The sequence below is a fragment of the Janthinobacterium sp. GW458P genome, assembly GCF_002127585.1.
In the GTDB taxonomy this organism is placed as follows: Bacteria; Pseudomonadota; Gammaproteobacteria; order Burkholderiales; family Burkholderiaceae_D; genus Janthinobacterium.
Window position 1 is genome coordinate 280,812 of the sequence record NZ_NEGZ01000002.1, and the last position, 19,799, is coordinate 300,610.

The 19,799-nt window shown below is 61.1% G+C and carries 24 protein-coding genes; 4 read left to right on the forward strand and 20 right to left on the reverse strand.

The features are described 5' to 3' along the window. Nucleotides 1-6: 6 nt before the first annotated feature. From CBW50_RS03405 to CBW50_RS03485, 18 genes are all read right to left on the reverse strand, one after another. Nucleotides 7-1,182, reverse strand: a complete 1,176-nt coding sequence (locus CBW50_RS03405) for a phage tail sheath protein (RefSeq protein WP_086144188.1) — start codon at nucleotides 1,180-1,182, stop codon at nucleotides 7-9. Between the two features lie 33 nt (nucleotides 1,183-1,215). After that, complete coding sequence (locus tag CBW50_RS03410) at nucleotides 1,216-1,761, reverse strand: hypothetical protein (RefSeq protein WP_086144189.1); 546 nt, start codon at nucleotides 1,759-1,761, stop codon at nucleotides 1,216-1,218. 14 nt (nucleotides 1,762-1,775) lie between these two features. Further along, a complete protein-coding gene (locus CBW50_RS03415; RefSeq protein WP_086144190.1) occupies nucleotides 1,776-3,035 on the reverse strand; it encodes a phage tail protein in 1,260 nt (419 codons plus the stop codon). Next, a complete protein-coding gene (locus CBW50_RS03420) occupies nucleotides 3,032-3,652 on the reverse strand; it encodes a phage tail protein I (RefSeq protein ID WP_086144191.1) in 621 nt (206 codons plus the stop codon). The genes CBW50_RS03415 and CBW50_RS03420 overlap by 4 nt, the downstream gene beginning before the upstream one ends. Then, nucleotides 3,645-4,556 carry a baseplate J/gp47 family protein gene (locus tag CBW50_RS03425; RefSeq protein WP_086144192.1) on the reverse strand — a complete coding sequence of 304 codons (912 nt, stop codon included), beginning with the start codon at nucleotides 4,554-4,556 and terminating at the stop codon, nucleotides 3,645-3,647. Before CBW50_RS03425 ends, CBW50_RS03420 begins: the two co-directional genes overlap by 8 nt. Beyond that, a complete protein-coding gene (locus tag CBW50_RS03430; RefSeq protein WP_086144193.1) occupies nucleotides 4,553-4,897 on the reverse strand; it encodes a GPW/gp25 family protein in 345 nt (114 codons plus the stop codon). Before CBW50_RS03430 ends, CBW50_RS03425 begins: the two co-directional genes overlap by 4 nt. Further along, nucleotides 4,894-5,565, reverse strand: coding sequence for a phage baseplate assembly protein V (locus CBW50_RS03435; RefSeq protein WP_226935344.1), 672 nt, complete (start codon nucleotides 5,563-5,565; stop codon nucleotides 4,894-4,896). The genes CBW50_RS03430 and CBW50_RS03435 overlap by 4 nt, the downstream gene beginning before the upstream one ends. Before the next feature lie 168 nt (nucleotides 5,566-5,733). After that, on the reverse strand, nucleotides 5,734-6,201 hold the full coding sequence (locus tag CBW50_RS28625) for a hypothetical protein (RefSeq protein ID WP_139842387.1): 468 nt from the start codon (nucleotides 6,199-6,201) through the stop codon (nucleotides 5,734-5,736). 155 nt (nucleotides 6,202-6,356) lie between these two features. After that, nucleotides 6,357-6,824: a phage virion morphogenesis protein gene (locus CBW50_RS03440; RefSeq protein ID WP_086144195.1), complete on the reverse strand. Its 468-nt coding sequence runs from the start codon at nucleotides 6,822-6,824 to the stop codon at nucleotides 6,357-6,359. Then, nucleotides 6,821-7,309 (reverse strand): phage tail protein, encoded by a 489-nt coding sequence (locus CBW50_RS03445; protein WP_086144196.1) that lies wholly within the window; start codon nucleotides 7,307-7,309, stop codon nucleotides 6,821-6,823. The genes CBW50_RS03440 and CBW50_RS03445 overlap by 4 nt, the downstream gene beginning before the upstream one ends. Continuing rightward, nucleotides 7,293-7,805 carry a lysis system i-spanin subunit Rz gene (locus CBW50_RS03450; RefSeq protein ID WP_086144197.1) on the reverse strand — a complete coding sequence of 171 codons (513 nt, stop codon included), beginning with the start codon at nucleotides 7,803-7,805 and terminating at the stop codon, nucleotides 7,293-7,295. Before CBW50_RS03450 ends, CBW50_RS03445 begins: the two co-directional genes overlap by 17 nt. Beyond that, nucleotides 7,802-8,362, reverse strand: a complete 561-nt coding sequence (locus CBW50_RS03455) for a glycosyl hydrolase 108 family protein (RefSeq protein WP_086144198.1) — start codon at nucleotides 8,360-8,362, stop codon at nucleotides 7,802-7,804. The genes CBW50_RS03450 and CBW50_RS03455 overlap by 4 nt, the downstream gene beginning before the upstream one ends. Beyond that, nucleotides 8,362-8,733: a hypothetical protein gene (locus CBW50_RS03460; RefSeq protein WP_086144199.1), complete on the reverse strand. Its 372-nt coding sequence runs from the start codon at nucleotides 8,731-8,733 to the stop codon at nucleotides 8,362-8,364. Before CBW50_RS03460 ends, CBW50_RS03455 begins: the two co-directional genes overlap by 1 nt. Before the next feature lie 65 nt (nucleotides 8,734-8,798). Further along, on the reverse strand, nucleotides 8,799-9,008 hold the full coding sequence (locus CBW50_RS03465) for a tail protein X (RefSeq protein ID WP_086144200.1): 210 nt from the start codon (nucleotides 9,006-9,008) through the stop codon (nucleotides 8,799-8,801). Further along, entirely contained in the window at nucleotides 9,008-9,511 is a 504-nt protein-coding gene (locus tag CBW50_RS03470; RefSeq protein WP_086144201.1) for a head completion/stabilization protein, read from the reverse strand. Before CBW50_RS03470 ends, CBW50_RS03465 begins: the two co-directional genes overlap by 1 nt. A 95-nt stretch (nucleotides 9,512-9,606) precedes the next feature. Next, on the reverse strand, nucleotides 9,607-10,323 hold the full coding sequence (gene gpM, locus CBW50_RS03475) for a phage terminase small subunit (protein ID WP_086144202.1): 717 nt from the start codon (nucleotides 10,321-10,323) through the stop codon (nucleotides 9,607-9,609). Continuing rightward, the gene (locus CBW50_RS03480) at nucleotides 10,323-11,342 is read right to left on the reverse strand and encodes a phage major capsid protein, P2 family (RefSeq protein ID WP_086144203.1); all 1,020 of its coding nucleotides are present in this window, start codon (nucleotides 11,340-11,342) and stop codon (nucleotides 10,323-10,325) included. The genes gpM and CBW50_RS03480 overlap by 1 nt, the downstream gene beginning before the upstream one ends. 47 nt (nucleotides 11,343-11,389) lie before the next feature. Beyond that, nucleotides 11,390-12,175: a GPO family capsid scaffolding protein gene (locus CBW50_RS03485; RefSeq protein WP_216356307.1), complete on the reverse strand. Its 786-nt coding sequence runs from the start codon at nucleotides 12,173-12,175 to the stop codon at nucleotides 11,390-11,392. Nucleotides 12,176-12,311: 136 nt separating this feature from the next. On the opposite strand from CBW50_RS03485, the gene CBW50_RS03490 reads away from it, so the two are divergent. The 4 genes from CBW50_RS03490 to CBW50_RS03505 all read left to right on the forward strand — a co-directional run bounded on the left by CBW50_RS03490 (nucleotide 12,312) and on the right by CBW50_RS03505 (nucleotide 17,525). Further along, nucleotides 12,312-14,123 carry a terminase ATPase subunit family protein gene (locus CBW50_RS03490; RefSeq protein ID WP_086144241.1) on the forward strand — a complete coding sequence of 604 codons (1,812 nt, stop codon included), beginning with the start codon at nucleotides 12,312-12,314 and terminating at the stop codon, nucleotides 14,121-14,123. Between the two features lie 14 nt (nucleotides 14,124-14,137). After that, on the forward strand, nucleotides 14,138-15,196 hold the full coding sequence (locus tag CBW50_RS03495; RefSeq protein ID WP_086144205.1) for a phage portal protein: 1,059 nt from the start codon (nucleotides 14,138-14,140) through the stop codon (nucleotides 15,194-15,196). Beyond that, nucleotides 15,193-15,408 carry a hypothetical protein gene (locus CBW50_RS03500; RefSeq protein WP_086144206.1) on the forward strand — a complete coding sequence of 72 codons (216 nt, stop codon included), beginning with the start codon at nucleotides 15,193-15,195 and terminating at the stop codon, nucleotides 15,406-15,408. The genes CBW50_RS03495 and CBW50_RS03500 overlap by 4 nt, the downstream gene beginning before the upstream one ends. 515 nt (nucleotides 15,409-15,923) lie before the next feature. Next, a complete protein-coding gene (locus CBW50_RS03505) occupies nucleotides 15,924-17,525 on the forward strand; it encodes a sensor domain-containing diguanylate cyclase (protein ID WP_226935342.1) in 1,602 nt (533 codons plus the stop codon). Between the two features lie 978 nt (nucleotides 17,526-18,503). Here the strand turns inward: CBW50_RS03505 and CBW50_RS03510 are convergent. Continuing rightward, the gene (locus CBW50_RS03510) at nucleotides 18,504-18,704 is read right to left on the reverse strand and encodes a hypothetical protein (protein ID WP_086144208.1); all 201 of its coding nucleotides are present in this window, start codon (nucleotides 18,702-18,704) and stop codon (nucleotides 18,504-18,506) included. Further along, entirely contained in the window at nucleotides 18,701-19,795 is a 1,095-nt protein-coding gene (locus tag CBW50_RS03515) for a multidrug effflux MFS transporter (RefSeq protein ID WP_253251900.1), read from the reverse strand. The genes CBW50_RS03510 and CBW50_RS03515 overlap by 4 nt, the downstream gene beginning before the upstream one ends. Between the last annotated feature and the right edge of the window lie 4 nt (nucleotides 19,796-19,799).

The window sequence follows — 19,799 nt, forward strand, 5'->3', positions numbered from 1 at the left end:
TGGCGATTACGCGGAGATGCGCGAGGCGAAGTCGGCCAGGTAGCGGTCGGTAATGCGCTGCTGGAAACGCAGGTTTTCCAGCGGCGGCACGGGCGTGTAGTCGTAGTCGATGGCCAGCTTGCCCGCCTTGAGCGTGTCCTTGTCGTTGAACTGCTCGTCATACCAGGCGTGGCCGTCGATGATGTAGCCCTGCAATTTCAGGTCGCGGAACTTGGCGTTAATGCTTTCCAGCAGGTCGCGCACCAGGGACGGGTGCAAGGGCAGGTCGACAAAGGCGAAATGCGCTTCGGCGATGGTGTCGGCCAGCACCTGGGCCGTGCGCGTGTAGCTCTCGAAATAGAAGAAGCCGCCCGGCGCCTCGCAGGTGCGCGAGCCCCAGAAACGATAGCCGCCCATGTTAATCAGGGTGGTGACTTCCTTGGCGTTGAGCACGCCGGCGTCGGTGGCCGGGTCTTGCAGGTCGAAAAATACGTCACGGGTCAAGCCGGTCGGGCCGTTGATGACGACGTTCGACAGCGTCTTGTGCCAGCCCGTTTCCTCGTCGATCTTGGCGCGCAGGCCCATGGCGTAGGCCACGGCGGAAATGCTTGCCTCTTCATCGATGGCGGTATCCCAGTTCACAAAATCGGGCCAGATGATCATGACCTCGCGCTGGCCGAACTGGCCGCGATAGGTGGTGGCGGCCACGACGTTGCTGCAGCCATATGCGGAGGCATACACGAAGGCGCGCAGTTGCTGCGCCACGCTGGCCAGGGCGTTGGTGACGGCCTTGGTGTCCAGGCCCGGCGCGCCCAGGATGCGCGGTTTGACGCCCAGCTTGCTTTGTGCGGCCAGCAAGGCTTTCACGCCCAGGTACTTGCCGTCCGGCGACACGCCGCCCACCACATTGGTGGTGGTTTCCGCTTCCGTCTCGCCTTCGGCCACGCGCACGACGATGGTCAGGGGTTTTGTTTGCGCGGCGATCGCTTCCAGCGCGCGGCACAAGGTGCCCGTCTTGCCGGCCTTGCCCATGGCGGCCAGCACGTTGGTGATGAGCACGGGCGTGTCCAGCGGGAAGGCGGCTGGGTCGGCGTCGTCGGCCGTGGCGATCAGGCCCAGCACGGCCGTGGAGACGGTGCGGATGGGGCGCGAACCCTCGTTAATTTCAATGACGCGCACGCCATGGTGGTAGTCGGTGGCCAAAATTAGTTCTCCTGGTGAGTGGTGAATGGGGCGTTACTGGGCAATGGGGGGCACGAGGGCAATGCCGGCATCGTCGAAGGCGCGGCGGGCCTCGCCCGGCAAGCTGGCGGCGATGCGGTCGTATTCGCCTTTGATGGCCGCCTGCAGCGCTGGCATATCCTGCGCGGCGATGACCGATGGGCAGATGGTGATGTCGAGCAGCGCCTGGCGCGCTTCGATAGCGCCTTCCACGATGTCCGTTTCGCCGTTCATCATCGCCGCGAAGCCGATACCGGCCAGGCGGTTCAAGACGGCCTCACGCGCGGCGCGCACTGCGTTGAGGTAGACGGCGGCCAATTGCACATACGGCGTGGGCGCGCGGGCCGTCACGATCCACTGGCCACGGGGATCGAGCGAGACGGTGGCGCCTTCGGCTACCGCCGCCTGCATGCCGGCGAGCAGTTCGGCAGGAATCAGCACGGCGTCAGCGGGCCATGAGCCGGCGGCGTCATAGGCCGCGCGCAGGCGTTCGGGGTAGAAGCCTGCCGTTTGCACGGAATAAAAAACGGCGTCAAGGTTGTCGGGGGCAAGCATATCCATGGGGCTTCCTCTTGTTAATAGCCGCGTGCGGTATAGGTGATGGGGTATGCCAGATAATCACTGGCGCTGGAATTGACAACCGCCACCGGCACGCCGCTGCGCGTTTTTGCATCCATGTTGAAGTTGACGGAACCGGCCCCCAGGGAACCATGGATGACGTTGCCTTGAATGGACAGCAGCCCGTTAGGGAATGCCGTTGGGAATGTCAGCATGCTGTAGCCGGTTTTACTGGCGACAAAGGTTCCTGTCTGGCACATGATGCCGCCGGGCGATGCCTGGCAGGAACTCACGCCCGCGCTGGCAATGGACGTGAGGAAATCGGCGTTACGCCACATTTCCGCCGTCGTGTCGATGACCTGCCATACGCTATCGGCAATGGCGGCAAGGGTGATGTACTGGCCGGATTTGACGTCCATGCCATTCACGCCGGACACATCGGCATTGAGCGAGGCGCCGGGGCCGGGGGCAAGTCGTCCCACTTTTCCGGCCAGGCCGAAGAAGTGAATACAGCGGCCGGAATTGGTCGTGATACCCAGGTCGCTCGGCTTGGGAAGCGTGAACAGCACATTGTCGGAAGAAAAATACAGGCATTTGCCGATGTCCTCGCCGGTCAAGCTGCGCGACGCCGATACTGCGCCGGATGCCACGATATTGCCCTGTTCCTGCTGTACAAAAGCAGCATTGACCAGCTTTTTCGATGCATCGAATTTTTCCAATGTCGCCACTTCCTTCCTGCTGTACTGGGGGTGCGGGTCCAGCGCAGCCAGGTGCAGGGCCAGTTGCTTGTCTGCATAGGCGCGCACTTCGCTGTCCTGCTCGTCGGCATACTGGCGCGTGGCCAGCACGACGGACGGGTCGATTTTCAGCTCAATGGCGGCCGTGCTGGCGACGATCAGCACCACGCGCACCACTTGCGTGCGCGCGCTGCCCTCGGCCATGACGGGCTTGTAGCTGGGCGGGCAGTTGGCCACGGCGCACAGGTCGCCCGCCTCGTCGTAGATGCCGATTTCGCGCAGCCACCAGCCGCCCACGTTTTCGGGCAAGACTTGCTCGACGATGATCTGGCTGGCGTTGGCCGGGTCGATGGCGAGCTGGTTCAGGTCGGCGCGGCGCACTTCATGCACGAGCGCCTTTTGCGCGCGGTCGGGAATCGGCAGGGCGCCGTTGCCGTCGCCCACGCCCATTTTTTTCAGTTTCAGGGTGTGGCCCAGGGCGATGGCGTTGGCCAGCTTGGCCTCGCCCACCTGCGTCAGAATGGCAAAGTATGTGCTCATGGATAGATGGTCATGGTGTCAATGGTATGGGGTGCGCCGCGCTGTACCAGCGTGCCGCGCACTTCGATTTTTTCGGCGATCCACGGATAAACTGTCATCGCATCGCCGTGATAGGCGGCCAGGCCGATCTGCACCTGGCCACGGGTTTCCAGATACAGCGCCAGGCCCGTCAAATGCCGGCTGACGGGCTTGGCGTCGGCGATCAGGCGTTCCATTTCCTGAAACATGGCATCCGTGATGCCCGTGTCGAGCACGCCCACGTCGAGGCGGAAAGTGCCCGGCGTACCGGGCGGCGTGGTCTGCCACCATTCGGTGATGCGGATCAAATAACCCAGGGACTCGACCACGCGGCGCACGGCGGCAATCGTGCCCTTGTGCTTGTGGATGAAATAGGCCGCCTTGATGGTGCCGCGCTTGATCGATTCGGGCCAGGCGTCGTCCCAGCGGTCGACGGAACAGGCCCAGGCCAGGAACGGCAGCAGGGCGACCGGGCAGCGGTCGGCGTTCCACAGGTCGCGCAGCGGCACGGGCACGTTGACCAGTTCGGCGCAGGCCACGGCAATGGCGCGCTCCAGCGCCGTGGTGTTCGGCGGAAGAGTGGCAACGTGCTTATTCATCGAGCACGACCACGTTGAGATTGATGCCGGTGCAGCGCGCGGCCTGGGTGGCGTCCAGCTCGATGTCTGCCGCCGGGCTGGTCAAGACGACCTTGCGCACGCCTTCGACGTGGACGGCAGCGCTGCAGGCGGAACGGTAGATGCTGTGGCCCAGCGGGCGGCGCGGCTGCGACACGCGCACGGCGTTGGCGCGCGCGGCGGCCAGCAAAATCGGCACTTCCGGGCCGACGCCGATAAACAAGGTGGCCTCGATCTGGTAGTCGATGACCTGGGCGGCCTGCACGGTGAGGCGGTCGCCCAGGGGGCGCACATCCTCGGCGTTGAGCGCGCGCGCCACGGTGGCCAAGAGGTCGGCGCTGGCGATGCCGCCGGCCTCAACTGACAGCACCGTGACGATGACGCTGGCCGGCGCCGGGCTGGTGGCGCTCGCGTCCTTGACGCGGCCGTCGCTGCTGCGCGAGTGGAATTCATACGAGGCTTTCGGGCCGGCCACGGACAGGCCGTCCGGCGCTTCCTGGATGCGCAGGCGGTAGGCGTCGTTGTCTTCCATGACGGCGGCCACGGGCGGCAGGGCGTTGGGATTGGCCGGCGTGATGACCAGGCGCGCCACGTTGACGTTGGCCCCAAGCTGGTCCAGGTCGCCATCGAGGGCAAACGCCAGCATGACGGCCTTGCCCGCCTCGTTGACGCGGTTGCGCAGGATGGTTTCCTGATACGCGTTCTCTTCCAGCAGCTTGGTGGCCGGTTCCGATTCCAGCTCCAGGAGCGCCGTGACGGCGGCGCGCTCGGCTTCCGGCAGCAGGCTCACCAGGTGGGTCTTGCGGCCGGCGAGGATGGTTTCGAAGTCCAGCACCTCGACCACGCTGGGCGCCGGCAATTGGGTCAGGTCGATGGGCGTGCTCATACAACGTCCCCCTGCTTGATGGGCACGGCCAGCGTGATGCCCTGGCCGTTGGCAGTGCCATCGAGCAGCAGGGCGATGGCGCCGTCCGTGTCGCGCGTGAGCTGTACGCTGGCGAGCTGCAAACGCGGCTCCCAGCGGCGCAGGGCAAAGGCGGTGGCCGCGTAGATGCGCAATTGCGTCGCGCTGTTCAGGGGCTGGTCGATCAGCTCGGGCACTTCGGAACCATAGCGGCGGCGCCTGATGCGCGAGCCGATGGGCGTCGTGAGAATATCGGCCACGGACTGGCGCAGGTGGCCAAGGCCCGTCAGGCTGCGCCCGGTGGCGGCGTGCATGCCCATCATGATTGTGGCCCGCCCGACTGGTCGCCGCCGGCCTTGACGCCACCGTGCGGATGCTTGGCCAGGCTGATGGCGCCGGCCAGCACGTCGTCGCTGGCTTTGATCGTGCCTTGCACGGCCATGGCCACGCCGCCAGCGGCGCCGGCCTTGGCGTTCACGCCGCCGTTCAGGGTGGTGGCGCCTTCCACGGTGGTGGATTGCTTGACGATCAGGTTTTTCATGACGGTCAGGTCGCCCGTGCAAATGGTGCTCGGTGCGTTCGACGTGACCTTGTCTGCCGTGACGGTGGCCGTGCCGCCGGGCAGAGTGGCGGTTAAGGCATGGGCTGCATGGTCGTACTGCACCACGGCACCGTCGGGGTAATGGGTGGTATGGATGCTGTCGCTGGTTTCGGGAGCGTCAAATTCTTGCGAGTACAGCGCCGGCAGGATGATGCCGCGCGCCAGGTCGCCGCCGGGTGAAAAGACGATGACCTGTTCGCCCACGGTCGGTGCCGACCAGGTGCGCGTGCTGCCGGCGCGCCGGGTGGCCCATTTCAGCCATTCAGTGGTGAGCGTCGGCCCGAGTCGCACGCGCGCCTTGGCCCCTTTGACCTCGGCGATGGTGCCCAGGCGGATCAGGTTCTGCAGCAAGCGGGTGAGGTCGGACAGGTCGGCGTTCATGCAGTGCATGTTGCCGAAGTCCGCGTGCGGATGCACGCGGGGGCGGGTTGTTATGCAGCTTTGTGACTATGGGATATGGCGTTCTTCATATAATGGATACATGTCGATAATATATGATTTGGTTTTCCTAAGTTTTTTAGCGTTGCTCCCCGCTGACATGTAGTCAAATTTCCATCTCTAAACAGTGTTAATTTTTACTTTGCCCTCTCTTTCTTCAATGTCAAAATAAGCGCGTGCTGTAAATACTAAGATGCAAGCAACTAAAAATGATGCAAGGAACATTCCTAGATGTATCCAGTTGTCATAGATCGGTAGCTTATTTTTTCCAAAGAGAAAATTTTCAATAAAGCGATCAAATTTTGAGAGGACATAACCAGATAGAAATGCAGAAATGGCTTGTCCAATGGTTACAAACTTCAATGCTTCTTTTCTGTCGTATGGACTGAGGTACATGCCAGTTGTCCAGCCAAGTAAAAAAGCAATTAAAATAATAAGATAATTTTTAGCCAAAACCTCTCCATTTGGGGAAATTGTCCATGCTGTCCATATAAGAACACCTGTGGCAAAAAATCCGCAAATAAGGGTAATAATGGCCGTGAGTAAGTATTCTTGATTTTTACTTAAGTGCCGAAAGTCGAGTGCCATAGCTAACTCCTAAGTTAGTAGTTAATTTTTAAGTAATTCAATGCTTTTTATATATCCAATGTCAGCCATTGTCTACATCTCACTAATAGTGATCACCGGCATAAAACTTTAGCTTATTTGATAACTTTTGTCAGTAGGGTTTTACTTTGACTACCTTAGATTGACTCCAAGTGTTGCAGTAAAGATTCACGTAGTAACGCCCTATCCTGTTCACTTAATCCCAGCAGCGGCCGCTCTGGATATTTGTATAAATGCCCTTTTTTTGACATGCGGTCTTGCTGGCCAAACTGATGCACCCGCGCCACACGTGCTACCCAGCCAAAGAACCCGACCTCTATCTGGTCGCCGGTCGCCTTTACTTTCAGGTGTTTGGCGGTGCGGATCTTGGCAAACATGGCCGCCTGTTGCCGTTTGATGCGTCCATTCTTCCCCTTGAATTCCTTGCGCCGCTTGCGCGCCGGATAGGCCGCGCCATTCGGCCCCTGCTGGGCCTTGATGCGCTGCGCCTGGCTGCGGCGCAGGTCGATGGCCACCTTGTGATTGATGGCGCGGCGTTGGGCCGGTTGCAGCTTGGCCAGCAGGGCGCAGGTCCAGGCTTCCAGCGCGTGCAGGTCGTCGCTCATGGCGTTGCCTCGGGCGTGCGCCATTCTGCCAGCAGGGTCTCACCGTCATACAGTTTCCAGAATTCATTTGCATAGGCCGGCATGTGCTGTATCTCGGCCAGGTGCTTGATGTCCAGGCGGCCCGCCTCGCCGGTCTTGACGGCCACGCGCTCGGTCAGGTCCAGCTTGATGGAAATGTCGACCGTTTCATGGTTGTTGAAGTCCACTTCGAAGGCGATACCATGCTTGCGGGTTTCTTCGTTGGCCATCAGGTCGAGCTGGTGCACTTTCAGCCAGGCGATCAGGGCCACCATGATGGCGTCGGCATCGCCCGCGTAGTCGGTCACGATCAGGTTGAGCTTGAAGCGGTATTCGAAGGACAGCGAGGCGGTGGCGGTGGCCACCACATTGCCCTCGTCGGCGAAGACCAGCAGGCGGTCGGGGTCGCGCTGCAGGGCGGGGATGGCGGCGGCCAAGTGCTGGCGCAGGCTATTCGGTTTGTACATGGTAGGTGTCTCGGACTAGGTTGTAGGCGTCGATGCAGGCGTTTAGCTGGCGGGTGGCGTCGTCACCGTCGCCGGCAATGGCGTCAAGAGCTGCCGCAGTCGCTGGGTCAAGTTCGGCGCGCGCTTGGTGCCGATCGCTTGCGGCAGTGGTGGTATCTGCAGTGGCGGCGCACTGGCCGTTGGCAACGGGGATTGACAGGCGCACAGCGCCGCTGCGCACATCAAGATTAAAGCGGTGACGCTCGGTTTTCGCATGGGTTTGCTCCTGGGTGAGGTGGTCGGCGCGCTGCACCAGGGCGGCGCCGGCCGCGCGCTCCAAGGTGAGCACGCGGGCGGTGGCCTGGGCCAGCGCGGTGGCGGCGGTGCTTTTACTGGTGGCCGCCGCCCGCTGCAGTTCGGCGATGCTGGCGTCCTTGCGCCAGCCCTGCGTCGTCCAGCCCGCGATGGCGCCGCACAGCAGGCACGCGGCCAGCGGGCGCCAGGTGCTCGTCGTCACATGGCCACCCGTTCCTTAATCCAGCCGAACAGAAAACGGCGCTGGCTCTTGTTGGCTTCGGTGATTTCCAGGTAACGCGCCGCCTGCAGGCCGTTCAGAGCACGCAGCAGCACGGCGGCACCGTCCTGGCCGCGCCATTTCAGGAAAGCGGCCAGCGCGCCCAGCGACTGCGTGCCCAGGCGGCCGTCGACGAACAGGGCCGGGTAGCGGGTGCCGGTGTCATTAAAACCGTTCAGCCAGCGCTGCAGGAACTCGGCCGCGCGATGCGGCCCCATGTTCACGCCCGTGTCGATCACTTCGGCGCCGATGCCGGCATGCAGGGCCAGCACCTGGTCGAACTTCGGTTCCGTGATGTAGCGCGCCGTGTAGATGGCGCGTGCCACGGCCACGGGCAGATCGCGCATCGGGCCTTGATAGCCGTTGGCGCGCGCCACGGCCACGGTGATGCCGTAATTGGTTTCGCCGCCTTTGTCTTGCGGGTCGTTCACATAGCCGCCTTCGGCGCGCAGAATGGCGTCGATGGTGCGCGCGATCAGTGGATTGTCGGTGGTGGCCATCAGTGCTCCTTCGCGTCTTTGACCAGCTCGGCGATGTCCTTGTCGCTGCGGCGCTGGAACCACAGGGCCACGGCGCGCGATACCCACCAGCCGGGTGCGCCCACGATCAGGTCGATGGCGGAGGCGTTGACCATGGCGCCGATGCTGGGCAACTGGGCGCACAGCAGCTGGTACACGGTGCCGCCCAGCAGGCACGAGAACACGCCCGCGCAGGCCAGGCGGGCGACGAATTCGCCCTTGTTGAAGGTGCCGTCGCTGTTCAGCGGCGGCAGCACGATGTACAGCATGGCGGCGCCGACCATGCCCAGCGCCGCCTTGAAGCCGTACAGTTTGACCAGGGTGGCGAAACCACCAAACGATTCTGCGGACATTGCTTGATACTCCGAGGTGAGGGGTGATAAATTTTTCATGAGGGTAAAAATGGATGATTGCTGCGTTAATCCCATAGCTGCACGATGTCCGCGACCTGGCCGGTGCTGGGCGCCGGCTCGGGCAGGGTGACGACCAGACCGGCCTGCAGCACGGCGCCGTGGCGCGCCAGCGCGGGATTGATTTCCAGGGTGCGCTCGACGTATCCCGCGCCGTCGCCCAGGTAGCGCCACACCAGGGCGTCCACCGTGTCGTGCTGTTGCGTGCGCACCTGCATCAGATCAATTCCACGGTCAGATGCGTGCGGCCGACGATATCCGCGATGGCCCATTGCGCATTGCGCCGCTGCGCGCCTGGCGCCTCGTCGAGCCATTCCATGCTTTTCTTGTCGCTGACGGACGTGGCCGTGCTGTCGTAATCGCGGTAACGCTCGATCAGATCCGCTTTTGCCGTGCTGTAGACGGCGCGCCGGTACTGCGCCAGCAGGCGCGATTCGCGGTTGATGCGCGTGGCTGGAACGTCCACCAGGGCGGCAATACCGGTTGCGGCCTGCTTGCCCTGCCAGTCGGCCAGTTCGCGGTTGACCTGCAGGATGGCATCGACCACGGCTTGCACCAGGCGCGCGTCGGTGACGGTGCCGTCCAGGCGCATGGCGTCGCGCATATCGGCGAGAAGGATGTCGGGAAACCAGCCGTCGTTCTCGATGAGGCTAGGCGCAGGCGCCGGCGGCGCCGGGGAGGTTCCAAGCTGGGTTGACGGGGGCAGGGCCATGAAGGACATACGGGGCGCTTTCAAAAGTGGGCGGTGGACGGGGTTCATCAGGCAAATGAATTAGCCAGAATCCCCCCGTGCCGCCGTGCTGCGGGGGATGCTCTTTACGTGGAACCGGCCGCACGCTTGAGGCGTCGTTCCAGCTTTTCCATATCTTTCTTGACGCCGCACGATTCCGACAGGGCGCGGGCGCGTTTCAACTGGGCCATGGCCGTTTCCGCCTGCGCCACCAGTTCAGGGGCGATGTCGGCTTCGTCCGCTTGATCCAGCACGGCGATCATGGCCAGGCCCATGGCCTTGTGCAGCTTGGCGCGCGCCTGGTCGGGCGCGTCGCTGGCGGCCGTCAGTTGCTCGACGGTGCCCAGCACCTGGGCCGCGTGCTGCGGATCGGCGGCCAGCTTGCCGTGCAGGAAGCCCTCGGCAAATTCGTCCAGCATCAAAGTGGCGATGTCGCGGCTGTAGGTCTCGGGCAGCGTGAACTTGTGCGCCAGCGCGTATTCGGCCATGACCAGGGCGCGCGCATACTCGCCCGTGTCGATGTGCCACACCAGCAGGGTGGCGAATACGTCATCCTGCGCGCCCTTGCCGCCGGCCAGCACGCCGTCGATCCATTGCGCGTAGTCGGGCAGCAAGGTGGCCTTGACCTCGATCTTGCGTTCGACCGACTGAATGGCTTTCAGGCGCCGGCGGTCGTCGGCCAGCTTGTAGAGCATCAGCTCGTAGGCCGTGCCGGTGGTGACGCCCTGCGGCGCGGCGGCGCCGGCCGTGCGCTCGGCCAGCATGCGCGCACGGTGGCGCAGGGCAGGGGATTGATTACTCATCACTTGTCTTTCAGCTCGATGTTTTCCACCAGCGCGGCGAGGCCCAGGTCTTCGATCACGTAGGCGTCGTTGGACGACTCGTAGTTTTCGATGCGGTCGCGCTTGGGCTCGTCCACTACGCGGCGGCGGCGCGCGCCATCCTGGAAGTAAATCGACAGATTGTCGAAGCGGGTAATCAGGATGGCGTTATCCGGGAAGTACGGCACGCGCGCCGCCGGCAAGCCGCCGATGCGTTTCTGGCTGATGATGATGTCGGCCGCCAGCGTTTCCGTGGGCGCCTGCTTGGTGTTTACCAGTGGAAAATACTTGTCGTTCAACAGCTTGCGCCCGACGATGGCCACCAGGTTGGTGTCTTCCTGATACCACGGGTCCAGCAGGTTGACGGCATCGGTGACGGCCGCGTCGAGGTTGGCATAGTCGGCGCCGTCCATGTCGCCGATGATGACCTTGCCCGGCATGCCGTTGGCGACCAGGCCCAGCACGCGCTCGGGCGCCTGTTCGCGCAGGTGCTGCAGCCAGCCCTTGTTCACGTCCTGCAGCAGCGGGTTGGCGGCCAGGTAGGTGGTGGCCATGACTTTCACGCCATTGAAGCCGATGACGATGCGGTCCAGCGCCTGGCGCGTCAGGATGGCGTTGGCCACGCGCGACTGGAAGTCCTGGAACTTGGCCCAGGCGTCCAGCTTGGCATAGCTCAAATGCGTGTCGAAGTTGGTTTGCTCGCAGCGGTACTTCGTGCTGTCCATGGTGGACAGGTCGCGCGTTTCGCGTTCCTTGTCCTTGGTGTTGGTGCGGCTGGCAATCGGGCCTGACACGCCCAGGCCCAGTTTTTCGCCTTCCTGCTCGCCCACGCCGATGACGTTCACTTTCGACAGGAACTCGCTCGATTCCTGCATCTTGTTTTCCAGCTTTTGCTGCACGCTGGGCGTGACGCTGAAGGTCTTGGCCACGTTGTCCGTGTCGTTCAGTTGGCCTAGGCGGGTTTCATACTGGCCAAATACCTGGCGCGTTTGCTTTTTCATGGTTCGGTGCTCCGTTGTTGAATGGGGTGTTGGTGGATGGCGCGCGCTTAAAACTCGGTCTGCACGGCGCCGTCGTTGCCGGTCGCGGCTGGGCGGCGCGGGCCGTTGCCGGGCGCCTCGTCCATCTGCGCCTTGAAGGCGGCCAGCTCGTCCTGCGTGGCCTTCAATGCCGTTTCGGCTTTTTCCAGGCGCGTCACGGCGTCCGCGTAGTTGTCGTTGGCGGTGACGACGTGGCCGGCCAGCTCCTGCACGGCTTCGCTGATGTCGGCGAACTGCGCGGCGTCGGCGCCGGATTTATTCGAAAAGCGCGACAGCAGGTTTTTCACGGCGTCGGCCAGCCTGATGCCCTGCTCTTCGAATTCCAGCTCGACCTCGACGGCCGACGTGAACAGGTTGGTGCTTTGCTGCTTGCGGGCGGCGGAGAACTTCAGTGCCTCGGTGCCCAGGCTGGCCGGGCTGTCGGTGACGCCCAGGCCGACCAGGTAGGGTTGCGCCGTGTCGGCAAAGTCAGGCTGGATTTCTAGACTCGTGTACAGCTTCTGTTTCGCCTTGTTGATGGCGACCAGTTCCGGCGTGGGTTCGATCTGCGCGAACAGGGCCAGTTTCTTGCCGTTGTCCGTGTCCACTTCCTCGGCTTTCACCGCGATCACGTCGCCGTAGGCCTTGAATTGGCTGTCGGGCAGGATGCCGCGAATATGTTCGAGCCAGATGCGCGCGCCGTAGGTCTTCGGGTTGTAGGTGGCGGCGATCTGCTCGATGGTGGCGCGGTCGATGTTGCGGCCGTCCGTGGTGGCGCCTTCGGTGGCGACGCGGAAGAATTGGGATTTAGGCATGGTGGCGTGTCTCGGTTGATCGGATAACGCCATGGTCAACGTCTTGGCCCGGCGATTCAATGCGGGGCGGGTTGCTATGGCCCATAGCGACTTTTGCCTTTCCCCGTTCCGCGCGCGCGCGGCCTACGCTGGCGGCATGCTGACAATCGAGAAAACAAGCGAACAAACGGCGGACGAAAAAATCGCCGAACTGGCCGTGCCCGAATCCGAGCCGCGCCGTGCCGCGCGCGCCCTGTACTGGAAGGGCTGGCGCATTTCGTCCATCGCCCGGCACCTGGGGATCAAGCGCAGCACCATCAATAGCTGGAAAGAGCGCGACGAGTGGGACAAGGCGCAGGCCATCGAGCACGTCGAGGCAGCGGCCGAGTTGCGCCTGGTGAAACTGATCGAAAAAGAGGTCAAGAGCGGCAGCGATTACAAGGAAATCGATCTGCTGATGCGCGCTATCGTGCAGGCGGCGCGCGTGCGCCGCTATGAGCAACCGGGCGGCAACGAGGTCGATCTCAACCCGAAGCTGGCGAACCGCAATGCCGGCCCGAAGAAGAAGCCGACGCGCAACGACTTCAGCGACGAGCAGCGCATTCAGCTGCTTGACGCCTTCCAGGACTCGCTCTTCGACTATCAGAAGGTTTGGTATCGCAACGGCGACCAGCGCACGCGCGCCATCCTCAAGTCCCGCCAGATCGGCGCCACCTGGTATTTCGCGCGCGAGGCGCTGGCCGACGCCATGGCAACGGGCCGCAACCAGATCTTCCTGTCCGCCTCTAAAAGCCAGGCGCACGTCTTCAAGCAATACATTGTGCAATTCGCGCGCGAGGCGGCCGGCATCGAGCTGACGGGCGACCCCATCGTGCTGCCGAACGGCGCGCACCTGTATTTCCTGGGCACCAACGCGCGCACGGCGCAGGGCTACCACGGCAATTTCTACTTCGATGAATTCTTCTGGACGCAGAATTTCCAGGAGTTGAACAAGGTGGCCTCGGGCATGGCCATCCACAAGAAATGGCGCAAGACGTATTTCTCGACGCCATCCTCGACCACGCACCAGGCTTACCCGTTCTGGACGGGCGAGCTGTTCAACAAGCGCCGCGCCAAGGCGGATCAAGTCAACATCGACGTGAGCCATGGCCGCCTGTCGTCGGGTTTTACGGGCGAGGACAAGATCTGGCGCCAGATCGTCACCATCCTGGACGCCGAGCGCGGCGGCTGCAACCTGTTCGACATCGACGAGCTGCGCAACTTCGAATACAGCCCCGACCAGTTCGACAACCTGCTGATGTGCAACTTTATCGACGACTCGGCCTCGGTGTTTCCCCTGGCCGAGCTGCAGCGCTGCATGGTCGATTCCTGGGTCGAGTGGGACGACTATAAACCGTTGCTGGGCCTGCGCCCGTTTGGCAACCGCCCCGTGTGGATCGGCTACGACCCGGCCTTGAACGGCGACAGCGCCGGCTGCGTGGTGCTGGCGCCGCCCATGACGGCCGGCGGCAAGTTCCGCATCCTGGAGCGCCACCAGTGGCGCGGGCAGAGCTTCGAAGACCACGCCGACGCCATCCGCCAGATGACCCAGCGTTACAACGTCGAATACATCGGCATCGATACCACGGGCATGGGTATCGGCGTGCTGCCGATCGTGCGCGGCTTCTTCCCGGCCGTCACGCCGCTGAACTACTCGCCCGAAGTCAAAACGCGCATGGTCTTGAAGGCCAAAAACATCATCAGCAAGGGCCGGCTGGAATTCGACGCCGGCTGGACCGACATCGCGCAGTCCTTCATGGCCATCCACAAGACCCTCACCCCCAGCGGGCGGCACGTGACCTATGTCGCCGGCCGCAGCGATGAAACCGGCCACGCCGATCTGGCGTGGGCCTGCATGCACGCCCTCGATCACGAACCCTTCGAAGGCACCACCGACAACCACCACTCTTTCATGGAGATTTATTCTTGAGTAAAGCACGACACATGCGCGCGCGCGGCCGGCAAGCCCAGCCCGCCCCATCCACAGCGGCCACGGCCACGGCCACGGCGCCGGCCGCCGCCGGCATCGAGGTGTTTTCCTTCGGCGACCCCACGCCCGTGCTGGAGCACGCCGACATTCTCGACTGCTTCGAATGCTGGAAGAACGGGCACTGGTATGAGCCGCCCGTCAACCTGGCGGGCCTGGCCAAGTCCTTCAATGCCGGCGTGCACCACAGCAGCGCGATCCACTTCAAGGCCAACGTGCTGGCGTCCACCCTGATTCCCAGCAAATACCTGTCGCGCGACGCCTTCAAGCGCATGGCGCTCGACTTCCTGACGTTCGGCAATGCCTACCTGGAAGACCGGCCCAGCCGCAGCGGCAAGGCGCTGGCGTACCAGCATGCGCTGGCGAAGTACATGCGGCGCGGCGTCGATCTGGATACGTATTTCTTTGTCAACGGCTACCAGGCCGTGCATGAATTCGACAAGGGCCGCGTGTTCCACCTGATGGAACCGGACGTGAATCAGGAGCTGTATGGCGTGCCGCAGTACCTGAGCGCGCTGCAATCGGCCTGGCTCAACGAGGCGGCCACCCTGTTCCGCCGCAAGTATTACAAGAACGGTTCGCACGCCGGCTTCGTCTTCTACATGACGGACGCCGCCGCCAACACCCAGGACGTGGACAACCTGCGCCAGGCCATGCGCGACAGCAAGGGGCCGGGCAACTTCCGCAACCTGTTCATGTACGCGCCGAACGGCAAGAAGGACGGCATCCAGATTCTGCCCGTGTCGGACGTGGCCGCCAAGGACGAGTTTTTCAACATCAAGAGCGTGACGCGCGACGACCAGCTGGCCGCGCACCGCGTGCCGCCCCAGCTGATGGGCATCCTGCCGAACAATGCCGGCGGCTTCGGCGCCGTCGAACCGGCCGCGCGCGTCTTCGCGCGCAATGAGCTGGTGCCGCTGCAGGCGCAGTTCATGGCGATCAACGAATGGGCGGGCGTGGAAGTGGTGAGGTTTGCCCCGTATGACCTGGCCACGGGCGGGGAGGGCGTGCAATGAGCGACCACGTAGACAACACCGACAAGATCATCTTTGCCGAGGTGGCGCGCGGCTTGGCCGCCGTGCGCGGCCGGCCCGCCCTGGTGGCGCACGGCGCCTGCCACTACTGCGACGAACCGCTGGCGCCCGGCCTACCGTTCTGCAACGTCGATTGCCGCGACGACTACGAGAAGGAGCAGGCGGCGAAGGCGCGCGCCGGCCGYCCAGCATGACCGCCACGCCGCGCTGACCGGCAGGGCCGGGCCGCGACAGCCCCGCCGCGCCAGAGCGCCCCAGCCACCGCACAGGCCGCCCATGAGGCGGCTTTTTCATGTCCCGACGATTGGCATTGCCATGGAAGCAAGAAAAAGCCCCATTTCGGCCCGGCGCGCGCAGTTGTCCCCCCTCCACACCTGCCCGTTATATAGGGGTCCTTTGACTCAAATGTGCGCCATGGCCGAAGGCGCATGAGGACTGGCGCGGCGGGGTGAAGAGGGGGCGCGCGTTTTGACGCATTTTGACGCAGTTTTTCGCCATATTGAGTTTGTGCGCGGAATGCTGTCCCGTTTGTGGCCGGATTGCCCTGTAACTTAATTTTTACAGAAATGTGGACCGTTCGACATCCATTCGAGGTTGTGTCATGGTAGTGTTGTTTTTAACTTTTTTACATCTTATTTGTGACGATGTGTGAGCATTTTGAGCGCTATTTGGCGCACACTCTTATCCACGTAAAACTGGGAGTTGTTCCATGGCTGATTCAAATAGTCTGCCGGCGCGTCTGATGGGCTCGGGCTTCAAGCGTTTTTCCTTGCTGCCGCTGGCGATCACATTTGTTGTCGTGGTTTGCATGTCACTTCTTGCAACTCAGCTATGGATGGTGTGGCGTGCAAGAGAAGTACAGCTAAGCGAGGCCGCCCGGGAGAGTGCTAATCTGGCGCAGTCGGTAGCCCAGCATGCCTATGACACGATCAAAGAGACTGATACCGTATTGATTGGATTGGTCGAGCGTATAGAAAAGGATGGAGTCTCAGACCTTGAGCTGACCCGTGTTCATGATCTGTTGGTTATGCGCGTGGCGGAGCTCCCCCAGTTGCATGGGATATTCGTTTATGCCAAAGATGGTAGCTGGCTGGTCAATTCTCAGAAAGTGTTGCTCACGAATTTGAACAATGCTGATCGAGAGTATTTCAAGTACCATCAAAACAATACTGAACGTGGCCCTTACATAGGTCCTCCTGTACGCAGCAAGTCGACAGGCGATTGGATTATTACTGTATCGCGGCGCATTAATCTACCTGATGGCAGTTTCGGCGGTGTTGCACTTGCTACAATTGACATGAAATATTTTAAGTTATTTTATGATAAATTTTCGATAGGGAAGCGAGGGGCGGTTTTTATCGCAAATGGCAAAGGAATACTTTTGCTAAGAAGGCCATTTGATGAAAAAATGCTTGGCAAAGATATATCTCAATTTCCATTATTCAAAGATCATCTTTCAAAAGGGCCGATAGGCACTGCATCCATAAAGTCAAAATTGGATGGCGTTACACGTATTAATAGCTACAGAAGGGTGGAGGAGTATCCTTTGGCCGTCTCCGCAGCATTGTCCCAAGATGAAGTGTTGGAGAGCTGGCGCAGTGATGTGTATATTCAGTTTTTGGTTGGCGGGATGTTGGTATTGCTCATCTCCTACCTTGGTTATCGTATGGTGAATCAAATAAATCTTCAATCAAAAACTGAACAGAAGCTATTGCTTGCTGGCATTGAGCTAGAACTGATTAATGAAACGTTGTCCCGGCTTGCCAGCCAGGATGGACTGACCGGACTGGCGAATCGACGTCATTTTGACGAATCGTTAATGAGCGAGTTTAATCGTGCGCAGCGTGGGGAAAGCTCGCTAGGGTTAATCATGATCGATGTTGATTTCTTCAAGCAGTACAACGATATTTACGGTCATGTGGCCGGCGATGAGTGTTTAAGAAAAATTGGCAAGGTGGTGGCTTATAGTATGCGCAGGCCAGGGGATCTTGCGGCCCGCTATGGCGGTGAGGAAATGGTCGTGTTACTACCTGGAACCGATCTCATCGGCACGTTGGCAGTTGCCGAGAGCATTCGTAGCGCTGTTCAATCGATGGGAGTTGCACATACTGGAAATCCGCTTGGGGTTGTGACGGTAAGTATCGGTGTAGAGGCATTTTTTCCGATCCATTTAGAAAGCCAGCCTATTGAACTGGTCGAGGCCGCCGACAAAGCATTGTACAAAGCGAAAGAATCAGGGAGAAATCAGGTTTGTTCTGCGCCTTCTTGCTTGGGGCACGTGACGGGAGAAAGCCTCTCGGCCTTTAGTTGATAGCTTTGCTTTTCAAATTTGATCGGAGTGCGGGAGCGCTCGCGGATCATAATGGACGATAGCAATTCTTGCATCTCATGCCGGCGATGGCATGGAGTGGGCAGTTGCGCTACCGGCCCGCGCGAACGACGATGCGCTGCGCACATGGAGTTCACGGCCCCGCGAAACTGTATCGGACCCTGGCGTTTTGCGTAAGACCGAACGGCGCAACTTTTGGCGTAGCTTATTTAAACTATCGCACACCATCCATAGGGGAAAAACGCTGTTACATCATCCATGTATGTTCGCGCTTGGCGTCTTTGCACGTGAGTTCCGGCACGTAAGTCTTTTTCATGTTAATTTCCCTCTGTAGGTAGGTTGGTAGGTATCGATGTTATTTTGACGCTGTATGTCCCATAAATCCTAGTTATTCGCATTACACCGCTTTAGCGGCTTTTTTCCGGAATTGAGCACGGCGTGCATGAGGTGGTGAGACGTGAAAAACAGCCGCAAAAATGTATAATTCTCGAAGAAAAAACGCCGAGACATGCGGTCTTGAGTACCTATCGAAAAGCACTGTATATTATACGACTCACCCCCTATATGTAGCATCCATGCGGGTTCCGGCTAAGTATCATCGAGCATGGGGTGCATGGGGTCGGAAGTTCGAATCTTCTCGCCCCGACCATTAGATTCAAAGACTTGGCAGTTTTTGTGCTGCTGAGATAAAAAGCTGTGTACACAGATGTGTACACAGCTTTTTTTTTGTGGCGATAGTTTTCGTAATGTATATGTCTTGACAAGAGCAAACGCTGTTTTCGCTATAGCGGGGTGGTTTTCAGTTTTTTTGCTACCTCTCGATTCTACAGAAGCTCGTCTGCAGCTCGCTATTTCTGAGTGTTAGTTATTGCCTTCGACAAGGGATGGTAGAGAAAGTGCTGCTTGAGTGCATCCGCAATTGTTTTCTCCCTCCCTGCAGTGGCGAGCGTCAAGACGTCCTTAGCCTTGCGCAAACACCCAGCAAATCAAACTCACCAGCAATCCCGCCATTACGCCATACGCCAGGTTCAGGGCGCTGTCGAACAGCAGCGGCGCCACCAGGCCCGACAACAGCGCGAACAGCAGCATCTGGATGAAGGACTGCATCGACGAAGCCAGGCCGCTGTTGTTGGGGAAGTGGTTCAGGGCCATCAGGGTCACACGCCATACGCCAGGTTCAGGGCGCTGTCGAACAGCAGCGGCGCCACCAGGCCCGACAACAGCGCGAACAGCAGCATCTGGATGAAGGACTGCATCGACGAAGCCAGGCCGCTGTTGTTGGGGAAGTGGTTCAGGGCCATCAGGGTCATCGGCGGCATGGCGATGGACAGGGCGAACGAGTAGAAGAACAGCGGCAGCACGGCCCATGGCACTTCGGCGGCAAAGAAGTAGTTGTAGCCGATATTGGCCAGCGCCGCCGCCAGCATCAGGATGAAACCGGCCCAGATCATCTGGCGCTGGCTGTAGCGGTGGGCGATTTTCGCCGACAGGGCCGAGCCGAACACCATGCCGCCGATTAGCGGAATGAACAGCCAGGCGAATGCCGTTTCCGGCAAATGCAGGATGTTGATGATGAAGTAGGCAGCCGAGCCGATGTACAGGGCGAAGCCGCCAAAGGCGGCGCCGATGGCCGTCGACAGCAGCAGGAACTGGCGGTGGCACAGCACTTTCCAGTAATTGACGGCGATGTCGCCCAGGTGGAAGGCGTGGCGCTGCTCCTTCGGCAGGCTTTCCGGCAGCGCGCGCCAGACGACGATGAACATCAGCACGCCGAAGGCCGTGAGGAACCAGAAGATCGCCCGCCAGCCCAGGCTGACCTGCAGCCAGCCGCCCAGCACGGGCGCGATGGCCGGCGCCAGCGCGAACACCATCATGATGTGCGAGAGGATTTTCTGCGCGGCGGCGCCCGCATAGCGGTCTTGCACGATGGCGCGGCCGATGACGGAACCGGCGCCCGCCGACAGGCCCTGCAGCACGCGCCAGGCCAGCAGCCARCCCAGCGTGGGCGCCAGCGCGGCGCCCACGGAGGCGATCGCATACAGYRCCAGCGAGACGAGAATGACGGGACGGCGGCCGAAGGAATCGGACAGGGTGCCGTAAAACAGCATCATGAAGGCAAACGTGAACAGGAAAAAGCTCAGGGTTTGCTGCACCAGCAGGGGGCTGGACTGAAAATCGTGCACGATGGCGGGGAAAGACGGCAGATAGGTGTCGATGGCAAGCGGTCCGACCATGGCCAGGCCCGCCAAAATCCAG